Annotated in this window: 20 protein-coding genes and 1 pseudogene; 9 read left to right on the top strand and 12 right to left on the bottom strand. The window is 63.7% G+C overall.

The genetic code is table 11. The annotated features are described in order from the left end of the window. Positions 1-24: 24 nt before the first annotated feature. The 7 genes from LGM42_RS10775 to LGM42_RS10745 all read left to right on the top strand — a co-directional run bounded on the left by LGM42_RS10775 (position 25) and on the right by LGM42_RS10745 (position 3,917). A complete protein-coding gene (locus LGM42_RS10775) occupies positions 25-729 on the top strand; it encodes a flavin reductase family protein (protein WP_226232193.1) in 705 nt (234 codons plus the stop codon). A gap of 74 nt (positions 730-803) precedes the next feature. Further along, positions 804-959 carry a hypothetical protein gene (locus tag LGM42_RS10770; protein ID WP_413227410.1) on the top strand — a complete coding sequence of 52 codons (156 nt, stop codon included), beginning with the start codon at positions 804-806 and terminating at the stop codon, positions 957-959. A gap of 53 nt (positions 960-1,012) precedes the next feature. Next, a complete protein-coding gene (locus tag LGM42_RS10765) occupies positions 1,013-1,345 on the top strand; it encodes a DUF2322 family protein (protein WP_060314784.1) in 333 nt (110 codons plus the stop codon). Positions 1,346-1,451: 106 nt separating this feature from the next. Further along, the gene (locus LGM42_RS10760) at positions 1,452-2,321 is read left to right on the top strand and encodes a hypothetical protein (protein WP_060314787.1); all 870 of its coding nucleotides are present in this window, start codon (positions 1,452-1,454) and stop codon (positions 2,319-2,321) included. Between the two features lie 134 nt (positions 2,322-2,455). After that, positions 2,456-3,088, top strand: a complete 633-nt coding sequence (locus LGM42_RS10755; protein ID WP_060314790.1) for a LysE family translocator — start codon at positions 2,456-2,458, stop codon at positions 3,086-3,088. A gap of 321 nt (positions 3,089-3,409) precedes the next feature. After that, entirely contained in the window at positions 3,410-3,643 is a 234-nt protein-coding gene (locus LGM42_RS33335) for a type II toxin-antitoxin system RelE/ParE family toxin (RefSeq protein WP_413227411.1), read from the top strand. Next, entirely contained in the window at positions 3,630-3,917 is a 288-nt protein-coding gene (locus LGM42_RS10745) for a helix-turn-helix domain-containing protein (RefSeq protein ID WP_060314794.1), read from the top strand. The genes LGM42_RS33335 and LGM42_RS10745 overlap by 14 nt, the downstream gene beginning before the upstream one ends. Positions 3,918-3,990: 73 nt before the next feature. Here LGM42_RS10745 and LGM42_RS10740 read toward each other — a convergent pair whose 3' ends face one another. Next, positions 3,991-4,560: a hypothetical protein gene (locus LGM42_RS10740; protein WP_059576210.1), complete on the bottom strand. Its 570-nt coding sequence runs from the start codon at positions 4,558-4,560 to the stop codon at positions 3,991-3,993. Positions 4,561-4,787: 227 nt separating this feature from the next. Beyond that, positions 4,788-5,246: an Lrp/AsnC family transcriptional regulator gene (locus LGM42_RS10735; protein WP_006486309.1), complete on the bottom strand. Its 459-nt coding sequence runs from the start codon at positions 5,244-5,246 to the stop codon at positions 4,788-4,790. Positions 5,247-5,371: 125 nt separating this feature from the next. Between LGM42_RS10735 and LGM42_RS10730 the strand changes: the two genes are divergently transcribed. Both LGM42_RS10730 and LGM42_RS10725 read left to right on the top strand, forming a co-directional pair. Continuing rightward, positions 5,372-6,106: an AzlC family ABC transporter permease gene (locus LGM42_RS10730; RefSeq protein WP_060314797.1), complete on the top strand. Its 735-nt coding sequence runs from the start codon at positions 5,372-5,374 to the stop codon at positions 6,104-6,106. Further along, positions 6,099-6,407, top strand: a complete 309-nt coding sequence (locus tag LGM42_RS10725; protein WP_060314801.1) for an AzlD family protein — start codon at positions 6,099-6,101, stop codon at positions 6,405-6,407. The genes LGM42_RS10730 and LGM42_RS10725 overlap by 8 nt, the downstream gene beginning before the upstream one ends. 148 nt (positions 6,408-6,555) lie before the next feature. On the opposite strand, the pseudogene LGM42_RS33330 reads toward LGM42_RS10725, so the two are convergent. The 10 genes and pseudogenes from LGM42_RS33330 to LGM42_RS10680 form a co-directional block, all read right to left on the bottom strand. After that, positions 6,556-6,750, bottom strand: a pseudogene (locus LGM42_RS33330) (hypothetical protein); the annotation flags it as partial. A gap of 121 nt (positions 6,751-6,871) precedes the next feature. Next, entirely contained in the window at positions 6,872-7,600 is a 729-nt protein-coding gene (locus LGM42_RS10720) for a hypothetical protein (RefSeq protein WP_155644569.1), read from the bottom strand. Positions 7,601-7,780: 180 nt separating this feature from the next. After that, complete coding sequence (locus LGM42_RS10715) at positions 7,781-8,329, bottom strand: hypothetical protein (RefSeq protein ID WP_060314804.1); 549 nt, start codon at positions 8,327-8,329, stop codon at positions 7,781-7,783. 9 nt (positions 8,330-8,338) lie between these two features. Continuing rightward, the gene (locus LGM42_RS10710) at positions 8,339-9,325 is read right to left on the bottom strand and encodes a hypothetical protein (protein ID WP_155644570.1); all 987 of its coding nucleotides are present in this window, start codon (positions 9,323-9,325) and stop codon (positions 8,339-8,341) included. Continuing rightward, a complete protein-coding gene (locus LGM42_RS10705; protein WP_226232192.1) occupies positions 9,325-9,924 on the bottom strand; it encodes a hypothetical protein in 600 nt (199 codons plus the stop codon). The genes LGM42_RS10710 and LGM42_RS10705 overlap by 1 nt, the downstream gene beginning before the upstream one ends. Before the next feature lie 181 nt (positions 9,925-10,105). After that, a complete protein-coding gene (locus tag LGM42_RS10700; RefSeq protein WP_060314816.1) occupies positions 10,106-10,579 on the bottom strand; it encodes a hypothetical protein in 474 nt (157 codons plus the stop codon). Beyond that, the gene (locus tag LGM42_RS10695) at positions 10,579-11,265 is read right to left on the bottom strand and encodes a hypothetical protein (RefSeq protein ID WP_060314819.1); all 687 of its coding nucleotides are present in this window, start codon (positions 11,263-11,265) and stop codon (positions 10,579-10,581) included. Before LGM42_RS10695 ends, LGM42_RS10700 begins: the two co-directional genes overlap by 1 nt. A 33-nt stretch (positions 11,266-11,298) precedes the next feature. Then, complete coding sequence (locus LGM42_RS10690; RefSeq protein ID WP_060314822.1) at positions 11,299-13,425, bottom strand: TcfC E-set like domain-containing protein; 2,127 nt, start codon at positions 13,423-13,425, stop codon at positions 11,299-11,301. A 220-nt stretch (positions 13,426-13,645) separates the two neighbouring features. Beyond that, positions 13,646-14,173, bottom strand: a complete 528-nt coding sequence (locus LGM42_RS10685) for a CS1 type fimbrial major subunit (protein ID WP_060314826.1) — start codon at positions 14,171-14,173, stop codon at positions 13,646-13,648. A gap of 687 nt (positions 14,174-14,860) precedes the next feature. Further along, on the bottom strand, positions 14,861-17,878 hold the full coding sequence (locus LGM42_RS10680) for a hybrid sensor histidine kinase/response regulator (protein WP_226232191.1): 3,018 nt from the start codon (positions 17,876-17,878) through the stop codon (positions 14,861-14,863). Positions 17,879-18,038 lie beyond the last annotated feature (160 nt).

Below are 18,038 nucleotides of genomic sequence, written 5' to 3'. Positions count from 1 at the left end.
GACCCGTCACCGAAGGACTCGACCATGAACGCGCCGCATTGCGTCACCGAACCGAACATCCTCTACTTCGGCACGCCCGTCGTGCTGGTCAGCACGCTCAACGAAAACGGCACGGCCAATCTCGCGCCGATCTCGTCCGCGTTCTGGCTCGGCTGGCGCGGCGTGATCGGCATCGCCGCCAGTTCGCAGACCACGCGCAACCTGCTGCGCACCGGCGAATGCGTGCTGAACCTGCCGTCGTCGGCGCAGGCGGACGCCGTGGACCGGATCGCGCGCACGACGGGCACGTATCCGGTGCCCGACGGCAAGCGCGCGAAAGGCTACGTATTCGAACCCGACAAGTTCGGCACGGCCGGGCTCACCGAGGCCGCGTCGCAGACCGTCGCGCCGCCACGCGCGCTCGAATGCCCGGTGCATCTGGAAGCGGTCGTCGCGGCCACGCACGGGATCGGCGACGACATGCCCGACCTGCGCGGCCGCATTCGTCTGTTCGAGGTGCGCATCCAGCGTGTGCACGTGCATCCCGACCTGCTGATGGACGATCATCCGGACCGCATCGATCCGGACAAGTGGTCGCCGCTGATCATGAGCTTCCAGAAGTTCTACGGGCTGGCGCCCCAGCAGGTGCATGCGTCGCGGCTCGCCGAGATTCCCGAGCATGCGTATCGCAGCCCCGATATCGAGCGCTCGCGCGAGGCGGGCGTACTGACCGGTTCCGTGCGGTCATGACGCCGCACGCGCCGGCACGGCGGCATCGCTGATGAACGTGACGCGGATGACCGGCGCGGTATTCGGCGGGGGCGATGCCGGGCGCGCTGTACGACGCGTGCGGCGGTGGTGCGACCGGGCTGCGAGTCGCGATGCTGACGGGCGGCACGCTACAGCTCGCGGGCGCGGCGCTCGCGTGGCGCACGGCCGGCACCGGCGCGCGAGCCGGCGCGCCGGCGCCGATCGGATAAGATACGGCCGGCCACGCATCTGGGCCCATGACCGAACCGACGGAGTGTTTTCAGTGATTCAACCGACCGCAGTATTCAAGGACAACCTCGCGCAACTGCCGGCCATCGACGGCATCGCGCGCATCGATCTCGTCGGCGCGAACGGCGACGTGGTCGCGACCATCGAGAACCAGCCCGGCAAGCAGGGCTCGCTCGCGGTGTACCACTATCTGAAGCAGGCGTTCGGCACGCTCGACGCGAAAGCGGCCGAGCACGGCCTCGCGGTGTTCGCCGAGCATACGGCCGACGCGCGCAATCGTCCGGGCGCGCATCCGAACGTCGATCGCCTGCTGGCGATCGTCGCGGGCAGCGATGCGCTGCGCATCGACGTGGTCGCGAAGGGCTGAGTCGTTGGCGACACGCGCGTGCCGCCTGCCGGTGCGCGCAACCGTGATGGACGGGCGGAAAAACGCGATTGCCGCGCCCGTCACACTTTCCCCGGAGACAGCCCGCGTGTTCCTTTCCGTTGCCTCACCGCTCGCCCGCAATCTTGCTTCGATCGTTTCGATCGCGGTATTAGCCGGCGCCACGTTCGGCGGCACGGCATCGGCCGAGCCGCCGCGCACGGGCTCCGATATCGCCGGCGCGTCGCTCGTGCCGCTCGGCACGCTGCCGCACTCGCCTGAAAGCGGTGCGCTCGATCCGTTCTGCACGCAATATCGCGCGAAAACGACCACGGCCGCCGGCCGCGAAGTCGCGCAGCGCGACTGGATCGTGACGTCCGAGGCACCGCTCGGGCGCTATACGGTCGTGACCTTCGCAAGCGGATTCAACGCCGGCACGAGCGCGATCTGCTTCGCACGCAACGGCAATATCGGCGTCTTCGACGGCACGACGCTCGTCGCGCTCGGCTATACCGCGCGCAAGGCCGGCTGGCAGCTCGGCTCGGTCGATCGTCTGGAAAACGGCGCGCTGCTCGTCTGGGGCGGCGACGGCCCCGGCGTGCCCGTCGGCGAGTTGCACGCGGAAAGCGGCGGCCTGCGGCTGACCCGCGTCGCCGCCGAAAGTACGCACTGCAACGGCCGCGCGGTCGTGCCGAACGTGTATGGCAAGCCGCTCGACGCGGCACGCAAGATGCTGATCGCGCATGGCTGGCAGCCGCTGCGTCCGCGCGAAAAGCCGGAGGCGGCGGATGGCGCGGCAACGCTCGCGAAGCACGGCATCGTCGAAGCCGAAGCGTGCTCGGGCACCGGCGTCGGGTATTGCGCGCTGCGCTACCGGAACGCGGCCGGCGTGCTCGGCGTGACCACGGTGGGTGGCGCGCCGGACAAGCCTTCCGAGAACACCGTGATCGACTATCAGGTTGCTTGCCGCAAACAGTGAGTGGCGTGCAGGCGGCACACGCGCGATGCGTGCCGTCTGGCCATCGGGCCATCGTCCGTTCGCTCGATTGACCGGCCTCGGGCGCCCTCCTAAACTGACCTCCCTTTAACGCCGCACCGGCAAAAGGGGCCGCCATGATCGATCTCTCCACGCTCGCGCTGTTCTCCGGCGCGTGTCTCGCGCTCACCGCCACGCCCGGCCCGGACATGTTGCTGATCGCGTCCCGCAGCGTGAGCCAGGGCCGGCGCGCAGGATTCGCGACGCTCGCGGGCATTCAGGCCGGCACCTACTGCCATGCGGTCGCTGCGGCGCTCGGGTTGTCGCAGCTCTTCGTCGCGGTGCCGCTCGCGTACGACGTCGTGCGCTTCGCTGGCGCCGCGTATCTGCTGTATCTCGCGTGGAAAACCTTCCGTTCGGATGCGACCGCGCTGTCGCCCGTCGCGTCGCAACGTCGCCACTCGACCGCGACGATCTTCCGCCAAGGGCTGACGACGAACCTGCTGAACCCGAAGATGGCGCTGTTCGTGCTCGCGCTGTTCCCGCAGTTCGTGCGGCCCGAACATGGCTCGATCGCCGTGCAGATTCTCGTGCTCGCGACGGTGCTCAACCTGATCGGGATCGTCGTGAACGGCGCGGTGATTCTCTCCGCGAGCCGGCTGAGCCAGCGGATCGGCGCACGCCGCGGGCCGTCGAAGGTGCCGCAGTATCTGCTCGGGTCCGTGTTCGTGGGGCTGGCGGCGCGGCTCGCGGTGGCGGGGCGGAACTAACCCCGTCGCGAATCCGTAGTACCCACTCCACGCTGACACCGAGTCGCGCTGCTTGCCGGGCCCGAATTCCCGAGCGCGCTCGGTTCCGTGCATCGTCATCGATATCTCCGACCCAAGAAATACGGTCGCGAGCTCCCTCACGTGTGACCAACCGCCTGTGCCCGCCTCTGCGGCCCGTCGTCGTTCTTGCCGCAACATAACATATTTGTTACTTTATCGACTCATGGTTACGAGATCCAGTTCTTCAACGACCGTGTAGCGGCGGGAGTCGCGTCGTTGCCGACAACGCTGCTTGCTCGGTACTTTGCACTCGCTGACCGGATGGAACGGTACGGCCCGAATCTCGGGGAGCCTCACTCCCGAGCGATGGAAAACGGCCTGTACGAAATGCGATTGAAGGGCGCGGAAGGTGTTGCCCGAGTGTTTTACTGCGCGATCGTCGAGCGGCGTATCGTCATGCTGCACTGTTTCGTGAAGAAGACGCCAAGGGCACCTCTGAAGGAACTGGAAATCGCACGTCGTCGATTGAAGGAGGTTCGAGATGGCAACGTATAGGGAACTACGTGAGCGGGCATTGGCCGACCCCGCGGTGCGCACGGAATACGAACGATTGAATCGCGAGGAATTCGCGCTGCTCGACGCGATGCTGGCTGCGCGGCGAGAGGCTGGCTTGTCGCAAGCCGATGTGGCGGAACGGATGGGCACGAAAGCGCCCGCCATTACGCGACTCGAGCGTGCGCTCGCAACGGGGCAGCATTCCCCGTCCGTCGATACGCTGCGCAAGTATGCGGCGGCTTGCGGCAAGAGGCTCGTGATCTCGTTCGCCTGAATCACGCACGCTCGAAACGGCCGGCTTACATGACGGATTTCAATACCGGCATGGCGCGCGAGCGCCGAAGCCGTCAGCGCGTCGCGCCCAGCGCCACGCGCAGCCGCTCCATCAACTGCGTGTAATGCTTCAGCACGTCGTCCTTCGGCACGACGTTCGCGGTCGCGAAACGCTCCGACCACGCCGGCTTCCATTCATACGAACCGTGCACGCTGCGGTCGCCGTCGGGCGCCTGGATCAGCGAGCGGATTCGCGCGTCGCGGCCTGGCCCCGTATGCATCTCGAACAGCGCGTGGATGAACGTGTGATATGCGTCGTACACGTCGTCGTCGAACAGGTAGCGGTAGATGTGGAACGTGCGGTCGAGGTCGCGCTTCGCGCGGATCACGTCGTCCGGCGAGATGTCCTTCCAGTAGCCGATCCACGTGTAGAAGCACAGCAGCGCATTGAGCTGCGGCGCGACCGTGTCGTACAGCGCCAGCCGCTTCTCGATCAGCCGCTGGTTGGTCCACTGCACGAGTTCGAGCCGCTTCAGCCGGCGCGCGACGAGCCAGCCGAGGCACGCGACCGACAACGGCGTCAGCACGCCGAGCACGAGCTTGACGATTTCCAGTGAATTCCACGGCGTATTGAATGGCTGCATGCAGGACTCGACAGGAAAAAAACGCATTCGCGCCGACGCACGACCCGGCGCGCCACGCAGCGCCGTTCGGCCGATCGCGTCGGCATTGACGGTTAGTTGCTTGCACATCGAATACCGCATGACTGCGCAGGCAATGCATGCGATGCGACGCACTCCATCAGTTTATCGGGCGATTGTCACCGCGCAATGACCGCTCGTCGACGCATCGCCGCACGCCCGGCGCTGCGTCAGGTCGGTAGCGCCGACGTGAGCTTGACCTTCTGCATCGGAATGTCGGTCTTCACGCTCAGCACGCCGGGAATGCGCGTCAGGTATTCCATCTGGAAGCGCCGGTAATCGTCGATGTCGGCCGCGACGACGCGCAGCAGGAAATCGCAGTCGCCGGCCATCAGGTGGCATTCGACGACTTCCGGCATCTGCTGGACGGCCTCGGCGAAACGGTTTACCGATTCCGCGTCCTGCCCCTTCAGCCATACGCGCGTGAAGATCGTCAGCCCCTTGCCAACCTTCGCGGGATTCAGCACGGCCACGTATTTCTCGATCACGCCGGCTTCCTCGAGGAGGCGCACGCGCCGCAGGCACGGCGACGGCGACAGCCCGACCTCGTGCGCGAGCTCCACGTTCTGCATGCGGCCGTCGCGCTGCAGCGCGCTCAGGATCCGGCGGTCGATAGCGTCAAGCTTCATTTGGCATCCAATTCCAAAAGATTCGCGTATTACGCGTTCAATGCCAAATTCTGAGAAAAATCTGGCGACAACGCAACCCGATTCGAGTCAAAAAAGCAGACAATTCCTCCCCCGAAGGAGGAGTAATGAGCAGTAGCGTTTCAACGTCGTCCGGGCTTCGCGACAGGCCCGCCCATGTCGCCGAGATGGGTCGCGGTTTGCGCGCGGCGCTGCCCGTCATGCTGGGTTTCGTGCCGTTCGCGCTGGTGCTGGGCGCGCAGGCCGCGCAGAAAGGGCTGAGCCTGTTCGAGGTGCCGATGATGACGGGCCTGAACTTCGGCGGCGGCTCCGAATTCGCGGCGATCCACCTGTGGACATCGCCGCCGCACATCGCGCTGATCGTCGCGATGTCGTTCCTCGTGAACTCGCGCCACATCCTGATGGGCGCCGCGTTCGAGCCTTATATCCGGCGCCTGCCGCGCCGCCGCGCGTTCGTCGCGCTGTTCTTCATGTGCGACGAGAGCTGGGCGATGTCGCTCGCCGACGCGCGCGAGCGCTCGGCCACGCACATCAGCGTGCCCTATTACGCGGGCATCTGCGTGGGGCTCTACCTGACGTGGATCTCGATGACGACGCTCGGCGCGGCGGTCGGCCCGACGATCGGCAACGTCGAACAGTACGGCTTCGACATGGCATTCACGGCCGTGTTTCTGGTGCTGCTGCGCGGGATGTGGAAAGGGGTGCGCGCGAGCCGCCCGTGGTTCGTCAGCCTCGTCGTCGCGGCCGCCACCCATCTGGCGATGCCCGGCGCATGGTATGTCGCGGCCGGCGCCTGCGCGGGGCTGGTCGCCGCGCTGCTGTGGGAGCCGCGCGATGCCTGAGCTTCCGGATGTCAGCACGGTCGCGACAATCGTGCTGATGGCGTCGACCACCTACCTGTCGCGCATTCTCGGCTACGTGCTGCTGCGCAACCGCACGCTGAGCCCGCGGATGGCATCGGTGATGGAGAACGTGCCGGGCTGCGTGCTGATCTCGGTGATCGCGCCGGCCTTCGTGTCGACGCGCCCGGCCGACTTGCTCGCGCTGGCTATCACACTGCTCGCGGCGACGCGCCTGTCGATCCTGCCGACCGTCATCGTTGGCGTCGTGTCGGCCGGCCTGCTGCGCTACCTGCTCGGCTGAGCGGTGCCGGCCGGCCACACCGGCAACCCATTTCACGACACGACGAACGGGCGCACGATGCGCCCGTTTTCATGTCCGCGCCGACCGCCGCGAAACCGCCTTGCAGCGAGTGCCATTCGATCGTCAACGTGACGATATCGCCATTCGCCGACGCTGCGTCGATTGCCGCGATCGTCACGCTGCAGCGTTCCGTGAACTTGATTGCATGGTTGACGAGGTTCGACACGCGTCGCCGTAGGTGGGCCGGGTCGCCGATATAGCCATCGGCCAACTCTGCCGACACGGCGCACTCGAGCGCCAGTCCCTTTGCATCGGCGCGCGGACGGAAAACCGCCGCGTTGTCCGGTCGTGTGATGCAAGCAATGCGCGTCGCAAGCAGCACCTTCCGACTGGGTCGGTTCAGCAGATGGAGGAAGCCGCGGCATCATCCGGGGCCGTTGAAACGCGAAGAGCCGGGGGGAAGCTCAGTTCGAGGAGGTTGACGGAAGGCTTGGCGGCAGTCCGTCGACACGGGACGGTTTCGCGCCCGGCAGGACGGAATCGCCGCGACACGCCGGATACCCCGGAATCTCGACGACGCGCCCTTGCAGCGATCGCGGCACACCCGGGTAGACATTGAAGCGGGGCACCGCCTGCCCGTCGACCGTCGCATCCTTCACCGCATAGCGTATGTTTCCGGTCGCCGTCAGAAGCGCGCCGTGCGCATCGCACGCGACGGACAATGCCTCGCGCGTGCTTCCGGGCAACTGACGAACGAGTGCGCTGAATGCGAAGTTGACGACGATATTGCCGGTCGCGGTCTGCTGCTCCTGGCTCAACACCTTGATTTCGGGCTTCACGTCCAGCCGATACACCGTTTCGTTCTCGACCGGCTGTATCGCCTTCAATACGATGTTCTTCGATTGCCCGGGCGCAAGGCTCAGCTTGAACGGAAACGCATACAGCGCCGGCTTGTCCGCGGTTCCGACGGGTTCGAGCTTCTCTTCGGCCAGCGGCACACCCGGATTGAGCAGGCGAGACAGCGAAATGGTCACGTACTCGGGCCGGTCGCCCTTGTTGGCGATCTCCACATGCGTCGTATTCGAGTCAACCGTGATTTCCTTCGGAAGCACGTCGATCACGGCAAACGCCGGGCTCGAGATGAACCCGGCGATCATCGCCGCAATCGAAAAAGAGAATGTGTGCAGTTTCATGTTCGAGTTTCGGTGAATCCTCATCGTGTTGAAACATGCCGGAGCGGCCGTCTTGTACCGGCTGCCGCTCGCGCGGGCGTCATGCCTGAACACGGGAAGTCTACGACGATCGGGAAAAATGCACCGCGCGCGTCGTGGCGGGCCGCCATGAACCGGATCGGCTCCGGCACGCGCGAGCCGCTATTTCTGTTTCGCCACGAGCGGCTCGAAGACCAGCGACAGCGAACCCGTATAGGTTCCGGTCGTGCTCTTGAAATCGCCTGCCGGCGGAAACGCGGAAACGTCAAGCGTGTAGTAGCCCACCGAATCGATTTCCTTCGACGGCGGCGCCGGATTCACGAATTCGATCGCCTGCCCGACGGTGAACTGCTTCAGCGCGGCGTTTTCGGCGCCCATGCTGACGACCGGCTTCCGGAACACGAGCGTCGGATTCGCCTGGTTCCGGATGTCCAGCGGCTGGTCCATGCGGACCTGAAACACGCCCGTCGTCGATATGACCCGCAACCGCGCCTTCACCTCGAAAGCGGTATCCCACGCGCCCAACTGCTGCATCGCCAGGCCCTGCCCGAACCAGCCGCCCTGGTCATCGGTGATGATCAGATTGTTCGGGCGAATCACCTTGGCCGTGACCCTGCTTTGGGTCTTGCCGGTGAGCGAAACTTGCGCCGACGCAAACATTGGCAGCAAAGCCAGAACCGCCAATGATCCGCTGACGATGATTTTCTTCATTTCCTGCTCCTATGATTTCGTCACGATCGTGAACGACAGCACGTCGCTATAATCGCCAATTTCCGTGGAGTTGCTCACCGATGTCTTGAATGTCGGCACGAAACACGTGCGATTGGCATTGACCAACCAGATCGAACTGGCGCCGATATTCGGTAACGGGAAAGTCGCGTTGCCGCTGTCCAGCGTCAAGCTGTACGGAATGGTCTGCGACGGCTTGCTGGCGTTTCTGAGCAGATAGCGGTTGCCGGACATTCCGTTCGCATTCGTCGCGTTGACGACGAAATTGCGGTAACTCTCCGATCCCGAGTACGTAAAGCAAAGTAGCTGCGCCGCACCGGCCAGGGTTTTCTCGCTGTCACCCCGCGGCAGTTCCCCGAGATCCCAATCCGGCGCGGCGGTGTCGATCACGATCGAGGGCCGCGGGGGAGGCGGTTTTGTCGGGTCCCCCACCAAGCATGTAGTACCGTTGTCTCCCCTGGCGAGAAAGGCTGCACCAGTGATCTCACCGTAATCGTCTCCCATACCTTGCATCGGGTTGCCCGTGACGTTGGCGGCACGAATCGAAACTCTACTACCCGCTTTCCGGTTCTCGACCACTGCCTCGACGTAGCTGGTGAACGCAAAACCATTAGTCCAGAGAAAAGTGTTGGGGGAGAAATACAGCACATAACGATTGTCCATGACGGTCAAGACAGACGAGTTTTTCACCCCATCCAGATATACATCGCTGGCGACCTGAGTACTAGGCTTCAAATTTCCACTAGCATCGTAGGTATATATCAATATCCCCCTGCTGTGGAATCCATAAAACCCTTGATTTACGACCTCTCGCCATCTTATTTTGAGGCTCAGCGTACTGGTTCCATCACCATTGTCTTGCCATTTACATCCCTCATAACCATCGACGACATTGTCGGGAATAAGGCGCCGAGCGGATACATCAAAAGAAAGTAAAGCAAAACACACGACCAATATGCTGCTTCGCCATCTTTTCATTACTCTCTCTCCCCTGTGATTTTGCTACGATTATCGCCCGAGCCCGCGGACATGCCCACCGACATCTTGAATGTCGGCACGAAACATGTGCGACTGCCCTCGTTCAGCCTGATCGCACTGCCGCCGATATTCGGTAATGGAAAAGTCCCGGCGCCACTGCTCGGCGCCACGCTGTATGGAACGGTCTGCTCCGGCTTACCGGTGTTCCTGAGCAGATAGCGGTTGCCGTACATTCCGTTCGCATTCGTCGAGTTGACGACGAAATTGCGGTAACTCTCGAATCCCGAGTACGTAAAGCAGCGTTGCTGCGCCGCACCGGCTAGCATTTTCTCGCTGTCGCCCCGCGCCAGTTCCCCGAGATCCCAATCCGACGCGACCATGTCGATCACGATCGAGGGCACCGGGGGAGGCGGTTTTGTGGGGTCCAGCACCGTGCATGAACTCCGGTGCGCCAGGGTGAGATAGGCTGCACCCGTGATCTCGCCAAAATCGTCACCGGACGTATAGATGCCGGTACGAATGGCAATTCCGGGCCAGTCCTTTATCTGGATAGCCAATGCATAACGCCGCCATTGCTTGATAATTTCGATTCTACTCATCGACTTAATCGCTTCACTTAAGATTTAATTCATTTCACTATTCCCCGATAGCGCATTCATCCGTCTCGGCGAGTTCGGCAATATGACCGCCCCGTTGGTCGGCCCGACGCCCGATGCACGATTGTTTACACTCTTGAGCGGCGCCGAAAACGCAAGCCCGTGCCGCCCTGGCGCACGCGATTCAATGCTGCAACGCCGCGCGCTGGTAGATCACCACGCCATACCCGACATTGACGAACAACGGAGCCGGCGTGCCGTCGCTCGACGACGCATCGACAACGATCCGCTCTTTCGGCCGGAACGTAACCCGCCACACGTGTGTTTGAGACGGCACGGCCAGCACCTTCAACCCGATGCGATATTTCTGCGCCGGCGCCAGCGTCAATCGGCCCGGCGATACCAGCAGGGTGGGCTTCTCCACTTCCGCGACCGGCACCAGATGCTCCGGCGTATCGCCCGGATTGGTCAGCAGGTGCTGTTCGATATCCAGATAGAGCGGCGTATCGCCGGTGTTTTCGACGTAAAGCGCGCCTGCCGGCTGGTCCGGCTCCAGGGTCAGCTCCATACGCGACAGCTGCAGCACGCCGGCGGCCATGCTGCAGGTACATGTCAACGCCGCCAGCATCCCCAGTGCGATGCGGGACACGCGGTTCATTACGAGCACTCCAGCGTCTGCGGCTTGTCGTCGACGCTCAGCGACATCCGCTTCGTCGCGAAGTGCTGCGGCGTGCCCGGAAAGACGGCAATGGTTTGAGCGGAATGCGCCCCGTCGTACTTCACGTCCGTGAAGACCACCCGCACGTTGCCCGTGTTTTCGAGCGTCAGGCCGCCGCTTTCGCAGCGGTGCGTCCAACTGCTGCGTTGCATGCGGGGCGGCGGCATATGCCGGACCAGCACGCCATAGCCGACGGCGACCGACATCGGCGCGGTAATCTTGTCTTGCGGCGCATCGTCGACCTTCAGCGATCTGACCGGCAAGATGTAGAGCCGATACAGTTCCTCGCTGGTCGGCTCCACGAGCGACTTAAGCGCGATCGTGCGCGTCTGGTTCGGCCCGAGCGTCAGTTTGTCGGGGCTCGCGAGCATGCCGGGATGCTGCAGGTTGCCGATATCCTCTTTCTCTTCGGGCGTCTTGCCCGGGTTCAGCACCTTCTGCGTCGAAATCGCCAGGTAGAGCGGCGCATCGCCCAGGTTCTTCACGGTGACGTGCTGGTCGTGAGCGCTGAAGACCTTGGTCGTGGCCGGCATCACCATCAGCTCGCCTTCGGCCCTGGCCGGTTGGGACGCCGCAATCAGCAGGCCGCATAGAATCGGAAGCGTGGTTCGCAAGTTGTGGATCATGTCGTCAATTCCTGGAAATGGTTGAATGCATCGTCATTGGCAACGGAAGTCATTTCCCTTGGCGTCTTTCAGGCTGCATGTGTAGTGGTGTCCGTTCTGGTCGAGCGTGATTTGCGAAAGCATCTGTTTGCTGACGATCGAGAACAGGCCGTTGGGGTGCACCTTGTCACCGGTTTCAAGCACCTTCCCACTCAGCGGGTTGCCGTTCGCATCCTTCAGGAAACCGCTGTACACCATGTTGATGTCGACCTTCGCCGTCGCCGCATAAACCTGGCCCGGGTGAGCCCGGACGATGTTTGCCGGCACTTCGACGTTCATGTCGATCTTTTCGCTGTTGCTCAGCACGCGCGCGAACGGCACATCGGCATATGCGTTGAGCGGCACCGCATACGTGCCGTTGCCGGCAACCGGGCTGCCCTCGACGTTGAAGCCGTACTTCATGCCCGGGATGTTCGGCGTCTTCAACAACATCGCGCTGCCGCTCGAGCTGTAGCGCCCGAATGCCATGCCATGCTTGCTGGCCGCGACCATGCCGCGATAGTTGAAGTCCACGTTGCTGCCCCCGCTGCCTTGACCGAGGTTCAGCGACGCGTCGCCGCGCGTGCCGGAGCGCGTGCCGTAAACGTTCACGCCGTAGTCGTTGCCGATCCGGTTCGCCGACAGACCGACGGACGTCGTGCCGAAACTGTCCTGGAAATCCTTGCGAACGTCGCCGCTGAGCTGAGTCTGCCCGCGTGCATGCGCGGCGCTGAAGCTGCCCTGCACCTTGTCCAGTGTCATGGTCATGTTGAAATACACCCCATAGCCGCCGCTGCCCTGGTAACCGCCCTTCTGGACACCTAGCGCGAACGTGCCCCACAGACCGTTCGGCCGGTAGTTCCAGCGCGCCTCGGCCTGATGCGACTCGCTGAACGTCGAGCGCTGATAGTTGTAGCCGAACGTCACGCCGCGGAAGAGGCGGCTGTAGGACACGCCCGTGCTCGGCTGACCGGAGTAGAAGCGCGACACGTCAGTGTTCTGATAGCGGCTGACCATCAGGCTGCCGAGCGCGTCGCTCGCCACCGACAGGTTGACGTAGCCGCCCGCGCTGCGTTCGCCGCTCAACAGGCCCAGCGTGGGCGTGATGTCGACCCCGCCAAGTTGCGTCGGCCGCGTGACGTTGACTTCGGCCGCCCATTTGCCGCCCTGGCCGACCAGGATCGACCCGTTGAGGTAGAACTGCTTGAAGTTCCGGCTCATCGCGGCTTCGAGCAGATAGTCGCCGGTGCCCATCTCCTTGCCGGCCGTCGCGTGCCATGCGTTGCCGCTGCTCGCGCCGAAATTGAGGTTGTTGACCTCGCGGGTTTCCCGGTTGACCACGTTACCGTTGCGGTCAACGAGCCGGACCTCGACCGAGTAGTAGCCGCCCGGCAAATCGGCAAAGCTGATTTCGTTGCGGCCGAGCACGGCCGGCCGCTTCAGGATCAGCCGGCCATTCCGGTAAAACTCGTAGTTGCCTTCGGCCGCCGAATAGAGGATCAGCGAGCCGGTGTTGTTGTCGACCCGCAGATGGGTCTGACTGCCGACGGTCACGAACTGGTCGAAGCTCGGCGTCAGCAGCGTGCTGACCGTTCCGGCCGCGTAGTCGATATTGTTCTGCTTACCTGCCCGAACGTACGTTTGGGAAAAGTTCTTCTGCAGGTAGTACGACGAAAGCCCTTGCTGGCTGCCGCTGAAATTTCGTGTTTCGGTACGGTTCGCGTACCAGCTCATGTAGCCGAAGCTCTGCGACGGAAGCCCGACGAACGTGTTGCCGCTCACGTTGACGGCGCGGTAACCGTCGGATGCGGCCCGCAAGTCGATCGCCTGGTTATTGATCAGCCCGAACCCCGTTTCCGGCGCGATATAGTCCTCGCGCGAATCACGGATCGAGATCGATCGCTTCAGCTTGTCGACCGTGACGTAGTACCCGTCGATCTCAACGTCGCACCCCTTGCTGCAGCGCTTGTAGTCGAGCTTCGAGACGACGTTTCGGATGGTGTCGACGTCGTCGGGCGAAATGCCGTTTGCCGCATACTTGGCCGCATCGAACTGCAGCGATGTGTCGGTTTTCGAATAACTGATGAACCCCGGCAGCGTGCGCCCGTTGAAGGTAGCAACATAGTTCGCGCTATCGTCCATTTCGACCGCGCTGAACCCCTCAGGCACTCCATACGTGACCTTTAGTTCTGCGAATGAGTGCGACGAAACAAAAAGAAACGCACCCAGCCACAGCTGGTTGAATCGAAAAGGAGCTTGATAGGCGATCACGCTGATTTCTTCTATGGAGGATTGGGATGAACGGCCATGGGAACTCGGCGGGGAGAGAGCCCCGATCGCATCGGGGCTCTAGGTGGAGCGATTACGGAGCCGCTGCTGCGACCGGCTCGAACACCATCACGAGATCGCCGCTGTAGCTGCCGTTGGTGCTGTTCGTACCGATCATGTCCGGCGCGTCGACGTTGATCGTCAGGTTGTGGATTTCGTCGAAGCCGCCGTTGCCCGCCACCACTTGCGTGACCTTCTGGACCGAGCCGAACTGGACTGCAGCGTCGCCGCCGTTGCTCGAGAACGTCACTTGCGGGTTCTTCATCTCGTACTTGCCGCTCGACATCTTCAGCGGTTGCGCAAGCGACACGTTGAAGTCGGGGTTCTTCGACCAGACGCGGACCGGCAGCGTCTTCGTGAACGCCTTCTGCGTGTAGTCCGTGGCATTCAGTTCTTCCGTGCCGTACCAGGTCGAGCCGTCCGGCTTCGACACGAAGATGGCGTCGTTGATCTGCGCCGTTAGCGTGATCTTCTTCGAAACGGGCTCAGCCTGTGCCGTTTGCGCCATTCCGAACAGTGCGGCGCTCATACCCAGTGCCAGAACGATTTTGTTGAGTTTCATCGAATGATCTCTATTTAAAAAATTAATTTCGGAAATCGAATTGCGACTGATTATTCAATCTCAATTCGAAGCGTGGAATAATTAATTCCACTGGTGCCATTCTAGAAACATCGTCATTGGATATAAATAGGACGACTTCTAAGCTGTCCGGCACACCTCCTAGTACGAGTACTAAAAATAGAAATCCATCGCTTTAGATCGATGATTGTTAAGCCGATTTAACATTACCCCCAAACACGGTAATAAAGACTCGTGTCACGCATCAATCGCACGCGCGTGATTGCCACGCTCGGCGTCGAGCGGCAAGAAGCTGGCCGCGGCAGGGGATGGAGAGCTTGCAGCGAAACGGCTCGTCGTACCGGAAGTGGGGTAACCGAGAGACAAGCTGCGACGCGCCGGGGCAAGCGCGTCCGCGCGAATTCACGAATGCGCCGCGTACGGCGTGAGGCGTCTGGATGCCATGCGGGAGAGCTGCATGGAGCATGCAGCGCGTCGTCGCATCGACGGGTGAAGAAACGCCCGACTACGCGGACCCTGCCGTCGGGCGGGCGAACGCCCCGAAGCGATTTACCCGCTGCACGCGGCAGCGCCGCATTCACCGGATGCGATCCCGGCAGCGCGCCGGCCGGCGGGATCGGGCCGTCGCAACAGGTTGGCGCGCGACAACCGGCCGTACGCCGCCATCGGTCAGTTCGACGCGCGCGGCGCTCGCGTTTCTGCGCCGGACAACCGCTCCAGCGCGGCCGCGATCGTCGCGCGACAGGCCGGCCATGCCGGCGCGAGCCCTTCCACGCCTTCATCCATCGCGATACGCTCCGCGCGGGCGCATGCGTCCCGTGTCCGCGTGTCGCCGGCCAGCGCGAAACCGCCTCGCAGCGAGTGCAATTCGGTCTTCAGCGTGCCGATATCGCCGCTCGCCAGCGCCGCGTCGATTGCCGCGAGCGAGCGCAGTGTCGCCTCGCACAGTTTCAGCCGGATCTCGTCGGTCATCGCCGGCTGCTTGCCGCGATCCGCATGCGCCTCGGCGCGCGAGCCAGAAGCCGCATGGCGCCTCAGCGCGGCGTCGAGCGCCGACATCGACAGCGGCTTGAGTACGACTTCCGCGGCACCCACCCGTGCGCAGCGTCGGTAGTCTTCCTCCGTCGCATGCGCGGTCATCGCGATCACGGGCACTCGTGCACCCTGTTCTCGCAGGAAATTCGTCAGCGCGTAGCCGTCGAGCTCCGGCATGCCCAGATCGGTCAACACGACATCGAACGGATGCTCGAAGAACGCCCGCATCGCCTCCACGCCGTTGCTGACGATCGTCGCGTCGTACCCCAGCGCATCGAGCTGGTCGCGCAGCAACGCGCGGCTCGCGGAATGGTCCTCGGCAACGAGCACCCGCAACGGCGCGTGGCCTTGGCCATCCGGTTCCGGCTTGGCGTCGGCCGCCACGTCCTGCTCGAGCGTATCCGCACGCCATCCGGCCGGCGCGGCCGGCAGCGGCAGTGTCGCAGTGAACGTCGTGCCTTCGTCGACGCGGCTGTCGACGGCCAGTTCGCCGTGCATCAGCGTAGCGATATGGCGGCATAACGGCAGCCCCAGGCCGGTGCCACCAAAGCGGCGATAGGTCGATGCATCGGCCTGGATGTAGACGTCGAACAAAGCCGGCATGCGGTCGGCCGGTATGCCGATGCCGGTGTCCGCGACGCGTATTTCGAGGCCGTGCCTGTCGGCGCCGATGTGCGCCGGCCCTGCCGAGAGCGTCACACTGCCGCGTTCGGTGAACTTGATCGCGTTGCTGACGAGGTTCGACACGAGTTGCCGCAGGCGCGTCGGGTCGCCGATATAGCCATCGGCCAACTCCGCCGACACGGCGCACTCGAGCGCCAGTCCCTTTGCATCGGCGAGCGGACGGAAAAACGCCGCGATGTCGAGCAGCAGACGGCGGGTGTCGAACGGCATGACTTCCAGCGTCATCTGGTTCGATTCCGCCTTCGACAGGTCGAGCACGTCGTTGATCACGCGCAGCAGCGCATCCGACGACGACACGATCGTACCGACCCGGCGCCGCAGCGGCGGCGCCATCTGCGCGTGCCCCATCAACTCCAGGTTGCCGATGATCGCGTTGAGCGGCGTGCGGATCTCGTGGCTCATCGTCGCAAGGAACGTCGACTTCGCCTTGTTCGCGAGTTCGGCGGCTTCGCGCGCCTCGCGCAGCTTCTCCTCCGCCTGCTTGCGCACCGTGATGTCGAGCAGCGTGCACAGCAGCACGTCGATGCCGCGGTACTTGGTGCGCGCGATGTGCGCGTCGAAATAGACGATGCCGGCCCCCGCGCGCTCGACGGCCAGCTCCCGCGTCACATGCTTGCGCGCGTTGCCGGCCGGGGCGCCGTCCCGGTACGCGCGCCACAACAGTTTGCCGAGCGGCTCGCCCGCCACTTCCCGCTCGTACGCGATCATCGCTTCGTTGCGCATGATCGCTTCGCCATCGGCAAACGACAACAGCACGAGCCCGGCCGGCGCGGTCCGGATCAGCGTACGGTTGAGCGCCTCGCTTTCGATCAGGCGAATTGCACGGCGATTCGCCGGACGCAGCGCGCGCCGGTCGAAAGACACGATGGCGCCCCACAGCAGCCCGATGGCGAACACGGCGGCCCCGAGCGTCACGCCGAGGGCGGCGGCAATGTCGTACAGAATGCTGCGCCACGAGAGCGTCGCCATCAGCACCGCATCCGATTCCCGTATCTGGCTGCCGATGACGAAGTGCGTGCCGACACGACGAACGACCGTTTGCGTGCGGCGCGCGTCGGCGAGCGCCCGGGCGGCCGCTACATCATGGGGTTGACGGCCGACCAGCAGATTTCCGCCGACGTCGACGAGCGCGTAGTCCGCGCCGATGCTCGACGGACGCACGATCTCGTCCATCTGCGGCCGGCTGTTGGTGATGAACCAGGCGACCGGCTGGCCGTTCGCGCCGCGCACCGGTTGCACCAGCCGCAACACGGCGCGCCCGAGCACCGGATCGAATCGCCGGTCCAGCGCAATCGTGTTCACGGCGGAAGCCGCCAGGGCGGGCGCGCCGTCGTTCAGCGGCCGCAGTTGCCGAATGAGTGCCCGCACGTCGAAACCGGCTGGCCACGAGAGCGCTCGCTTGACCACCGGATACCCCATCGCGACGAGAAAATCGCCGTTAGAATCGATCAGATAGGACGCGAATACCGAAACGACCGGTTGCGGCGGCAGCACGCCAGTCGGCTCCACCTGTCCGAGAAAGCTTTCGAGATAGGGCAGGCGCGTATTCGCCGGATCGGCTGACGGGACATCGACGAAGGCCGCGACCGCCACCGGCCCGATCCGGCCGACCAGGGTTTGTTTACCGCGCTTGCCGTCGAACAGCCCGGGCGAGCCCGGCGGAATGACGGGGCCGTGCGCCCAACGCTGCTCCATGTTGTCGACATAGCGATTCTGCAGCGCCTTCATCACCTCCAGCTCGGCAAAGAACTCCGCCTTGCGCTCGGTGAAGTCAACGCGGGCGCGCTCGAGGGATTCCTTCACGTCGAGCAGCACGACGAGTGCCGCACACACCAGAATGAACACCGAGATCGCGGCGCCGCTTGCATACAGCAGGAACTGCTGCTGTCGCCTCACGCGAGCCGGTTCGAATGACTTGCGACCCGTCGGCGTGGCGGACGAAAGAAGTCTTTTCAGTTTTGCAGGCATGTCCTGTCGATCTCGTCACACGCGGCCGAGGATGCCGCATCGTTCACCGACTTCCACGCATCGGCGCCCTGGAATCAGGGTTGTCGCGTGGCGTGAACCACCCACACGCACATACATCATTTCAGCGGCGCTGGCCCGCGGCGGATTCGGCGCACAGCCG

The sequence above is a fragment of the Burkholderia sp. AU39826 genome, from assembly GCF_020419965.1.
GTDB classification, from domain to species: Bacteria; Pseudomonadota; Gammaproteobacteria; order Burkholderiales; family Burkholderiaceae; genus Burkholderia; species Burkholderia semiarida.
Note: the sequence above shows the minus strand (reverse complement) of the source record. Positions and strands in the feature narration are given on the sequence as shown.

Bases quoted from the DNA above. Each gene is read 5' to 3' on its own strand.
- LGM42_RS10680 (WP_226232191.1), bottom strand. From the start codon at position 17,878: ATGCCTGCAAAACTGAAAAGACTTCTTTCGTCCGCCACGCCGACGGGT.
- LGM42_RS10725 (WP_060314801.1), top strand. From the start codon at position 6,099: ATGCCTGAGCTTCCGGATGTCAGCACGGTCGCGACAATCGTGCTGATG.
- LGM42_RS10695 (WP_060314819.1), bottom strand. From the start codon at position 11,265: ATGATCCACAACTTGCGAACCACGCTTCCGATTCTATGCGGCCTGCTG.
- LGM42_RS10740 (WP_059576210.1), bottom strand. From the start codon at position 4,560: ATGCAGCCATTCAATACGCCGTGGAATTCACTGGAAATCGTCAAGCTC.
- LGM42_RS10745 (WP_060314794.1), top strand. From the start codon at position 3,630: ATGGCAACGTATAGGGAACTACGTGAGCGGGCATTGGCCGACCCCGCG.
- LGM42_RS10735 (WP_006486309.1), bottom strand. From the start codon at position 5,246: ATGAAGCTTGACGCTATCGACCGCCGGATCCTGAGCGCGCTGCAGCGC.
- LGM42_RS10720 (WP_155644569.1), bottom strand. From the start codon at position 7,600: ATGAAACTGCACACATTCTCTTTTTCGATTGCGGCGATGATCGCCGGG.
- LGM42_RS10770 (WP_413227410.1), top strand. From the start codon at position 804: ATGCCGGGCGCGCTGTACGACGCGTGCGGCGGTGGTGCGACCGGGCTG.
- LGM42_RS10755 (WP_060314790.1), top strand. From the start codon at position 2,456: ATGATCGATCTCTCCACGCTCGCGCTGTTCTCCGGCGCGTGTCTCGCG.
- LGM42_RS10705 (WP_226232192.1), bottom strand. From the start codon at position 9,924: ATGAGTAGAATCGAAATTATCAAGCAATGGCGGCGTTATGCATTGGCT.
- LGM42_RS10690 (WP_060314822.1), bottom strand. From the start codon at position 13,425: ATGGACGATAGCGCGAACTATGTTGCTACCTTCAACGGGCGCACGCTG.
- LGM42_RS10710 (WP_155644570.1), bottom strand. From the start codon at position 9,325: ATGAAAAGATGGCGAAGCAGCATATTGGTCGTGTGTTTTGCTTTACTT.
- LGM42_RS33335 (WP_413227411.1), top strand. From the start codon at position 3,410: ATGGAACGGTACGGCCCGAATCTCGGGGAGCCTCACTCCCGAGCGATG.
- LGM42_RS10715 (WP_060314804.1), bottom strand. From the start codon at position 8,329: ATGAAGAAAATCATCGTCAGCGGATCATTGGCGGTTCTGGCTTTGCTG.
- LGM42_RS10730 (WP_060314797.1), top strand. From the start codon at position 5,372: ATGAGCAGTAGCGTTTCAACGTCGTCCGGGCTTCGCGACAGGCCCGCC.
- LGM42_RS10775 (WP_226232193.1), top strand. From the start codon at position 25: ATGAACGCGCCGCATTGCGTCACCGAACCGAACATCCTCTACTTCGGC.
- LGM42_RS10685 (WP_060314826.1), bottom strand. From the start codon at position 14,173: ATGAAACTCAACAAAATCGTTCTGGCACTGGGTATGAGCGCCGCACTG.
- LGM42_RS10700 (WP_060314816.1), bottom strand. From the start codon at position 10,579: ATGAACCGCGTGTCCCGCATCGCACTGGGGATGCTGGCGGCGTTGACA.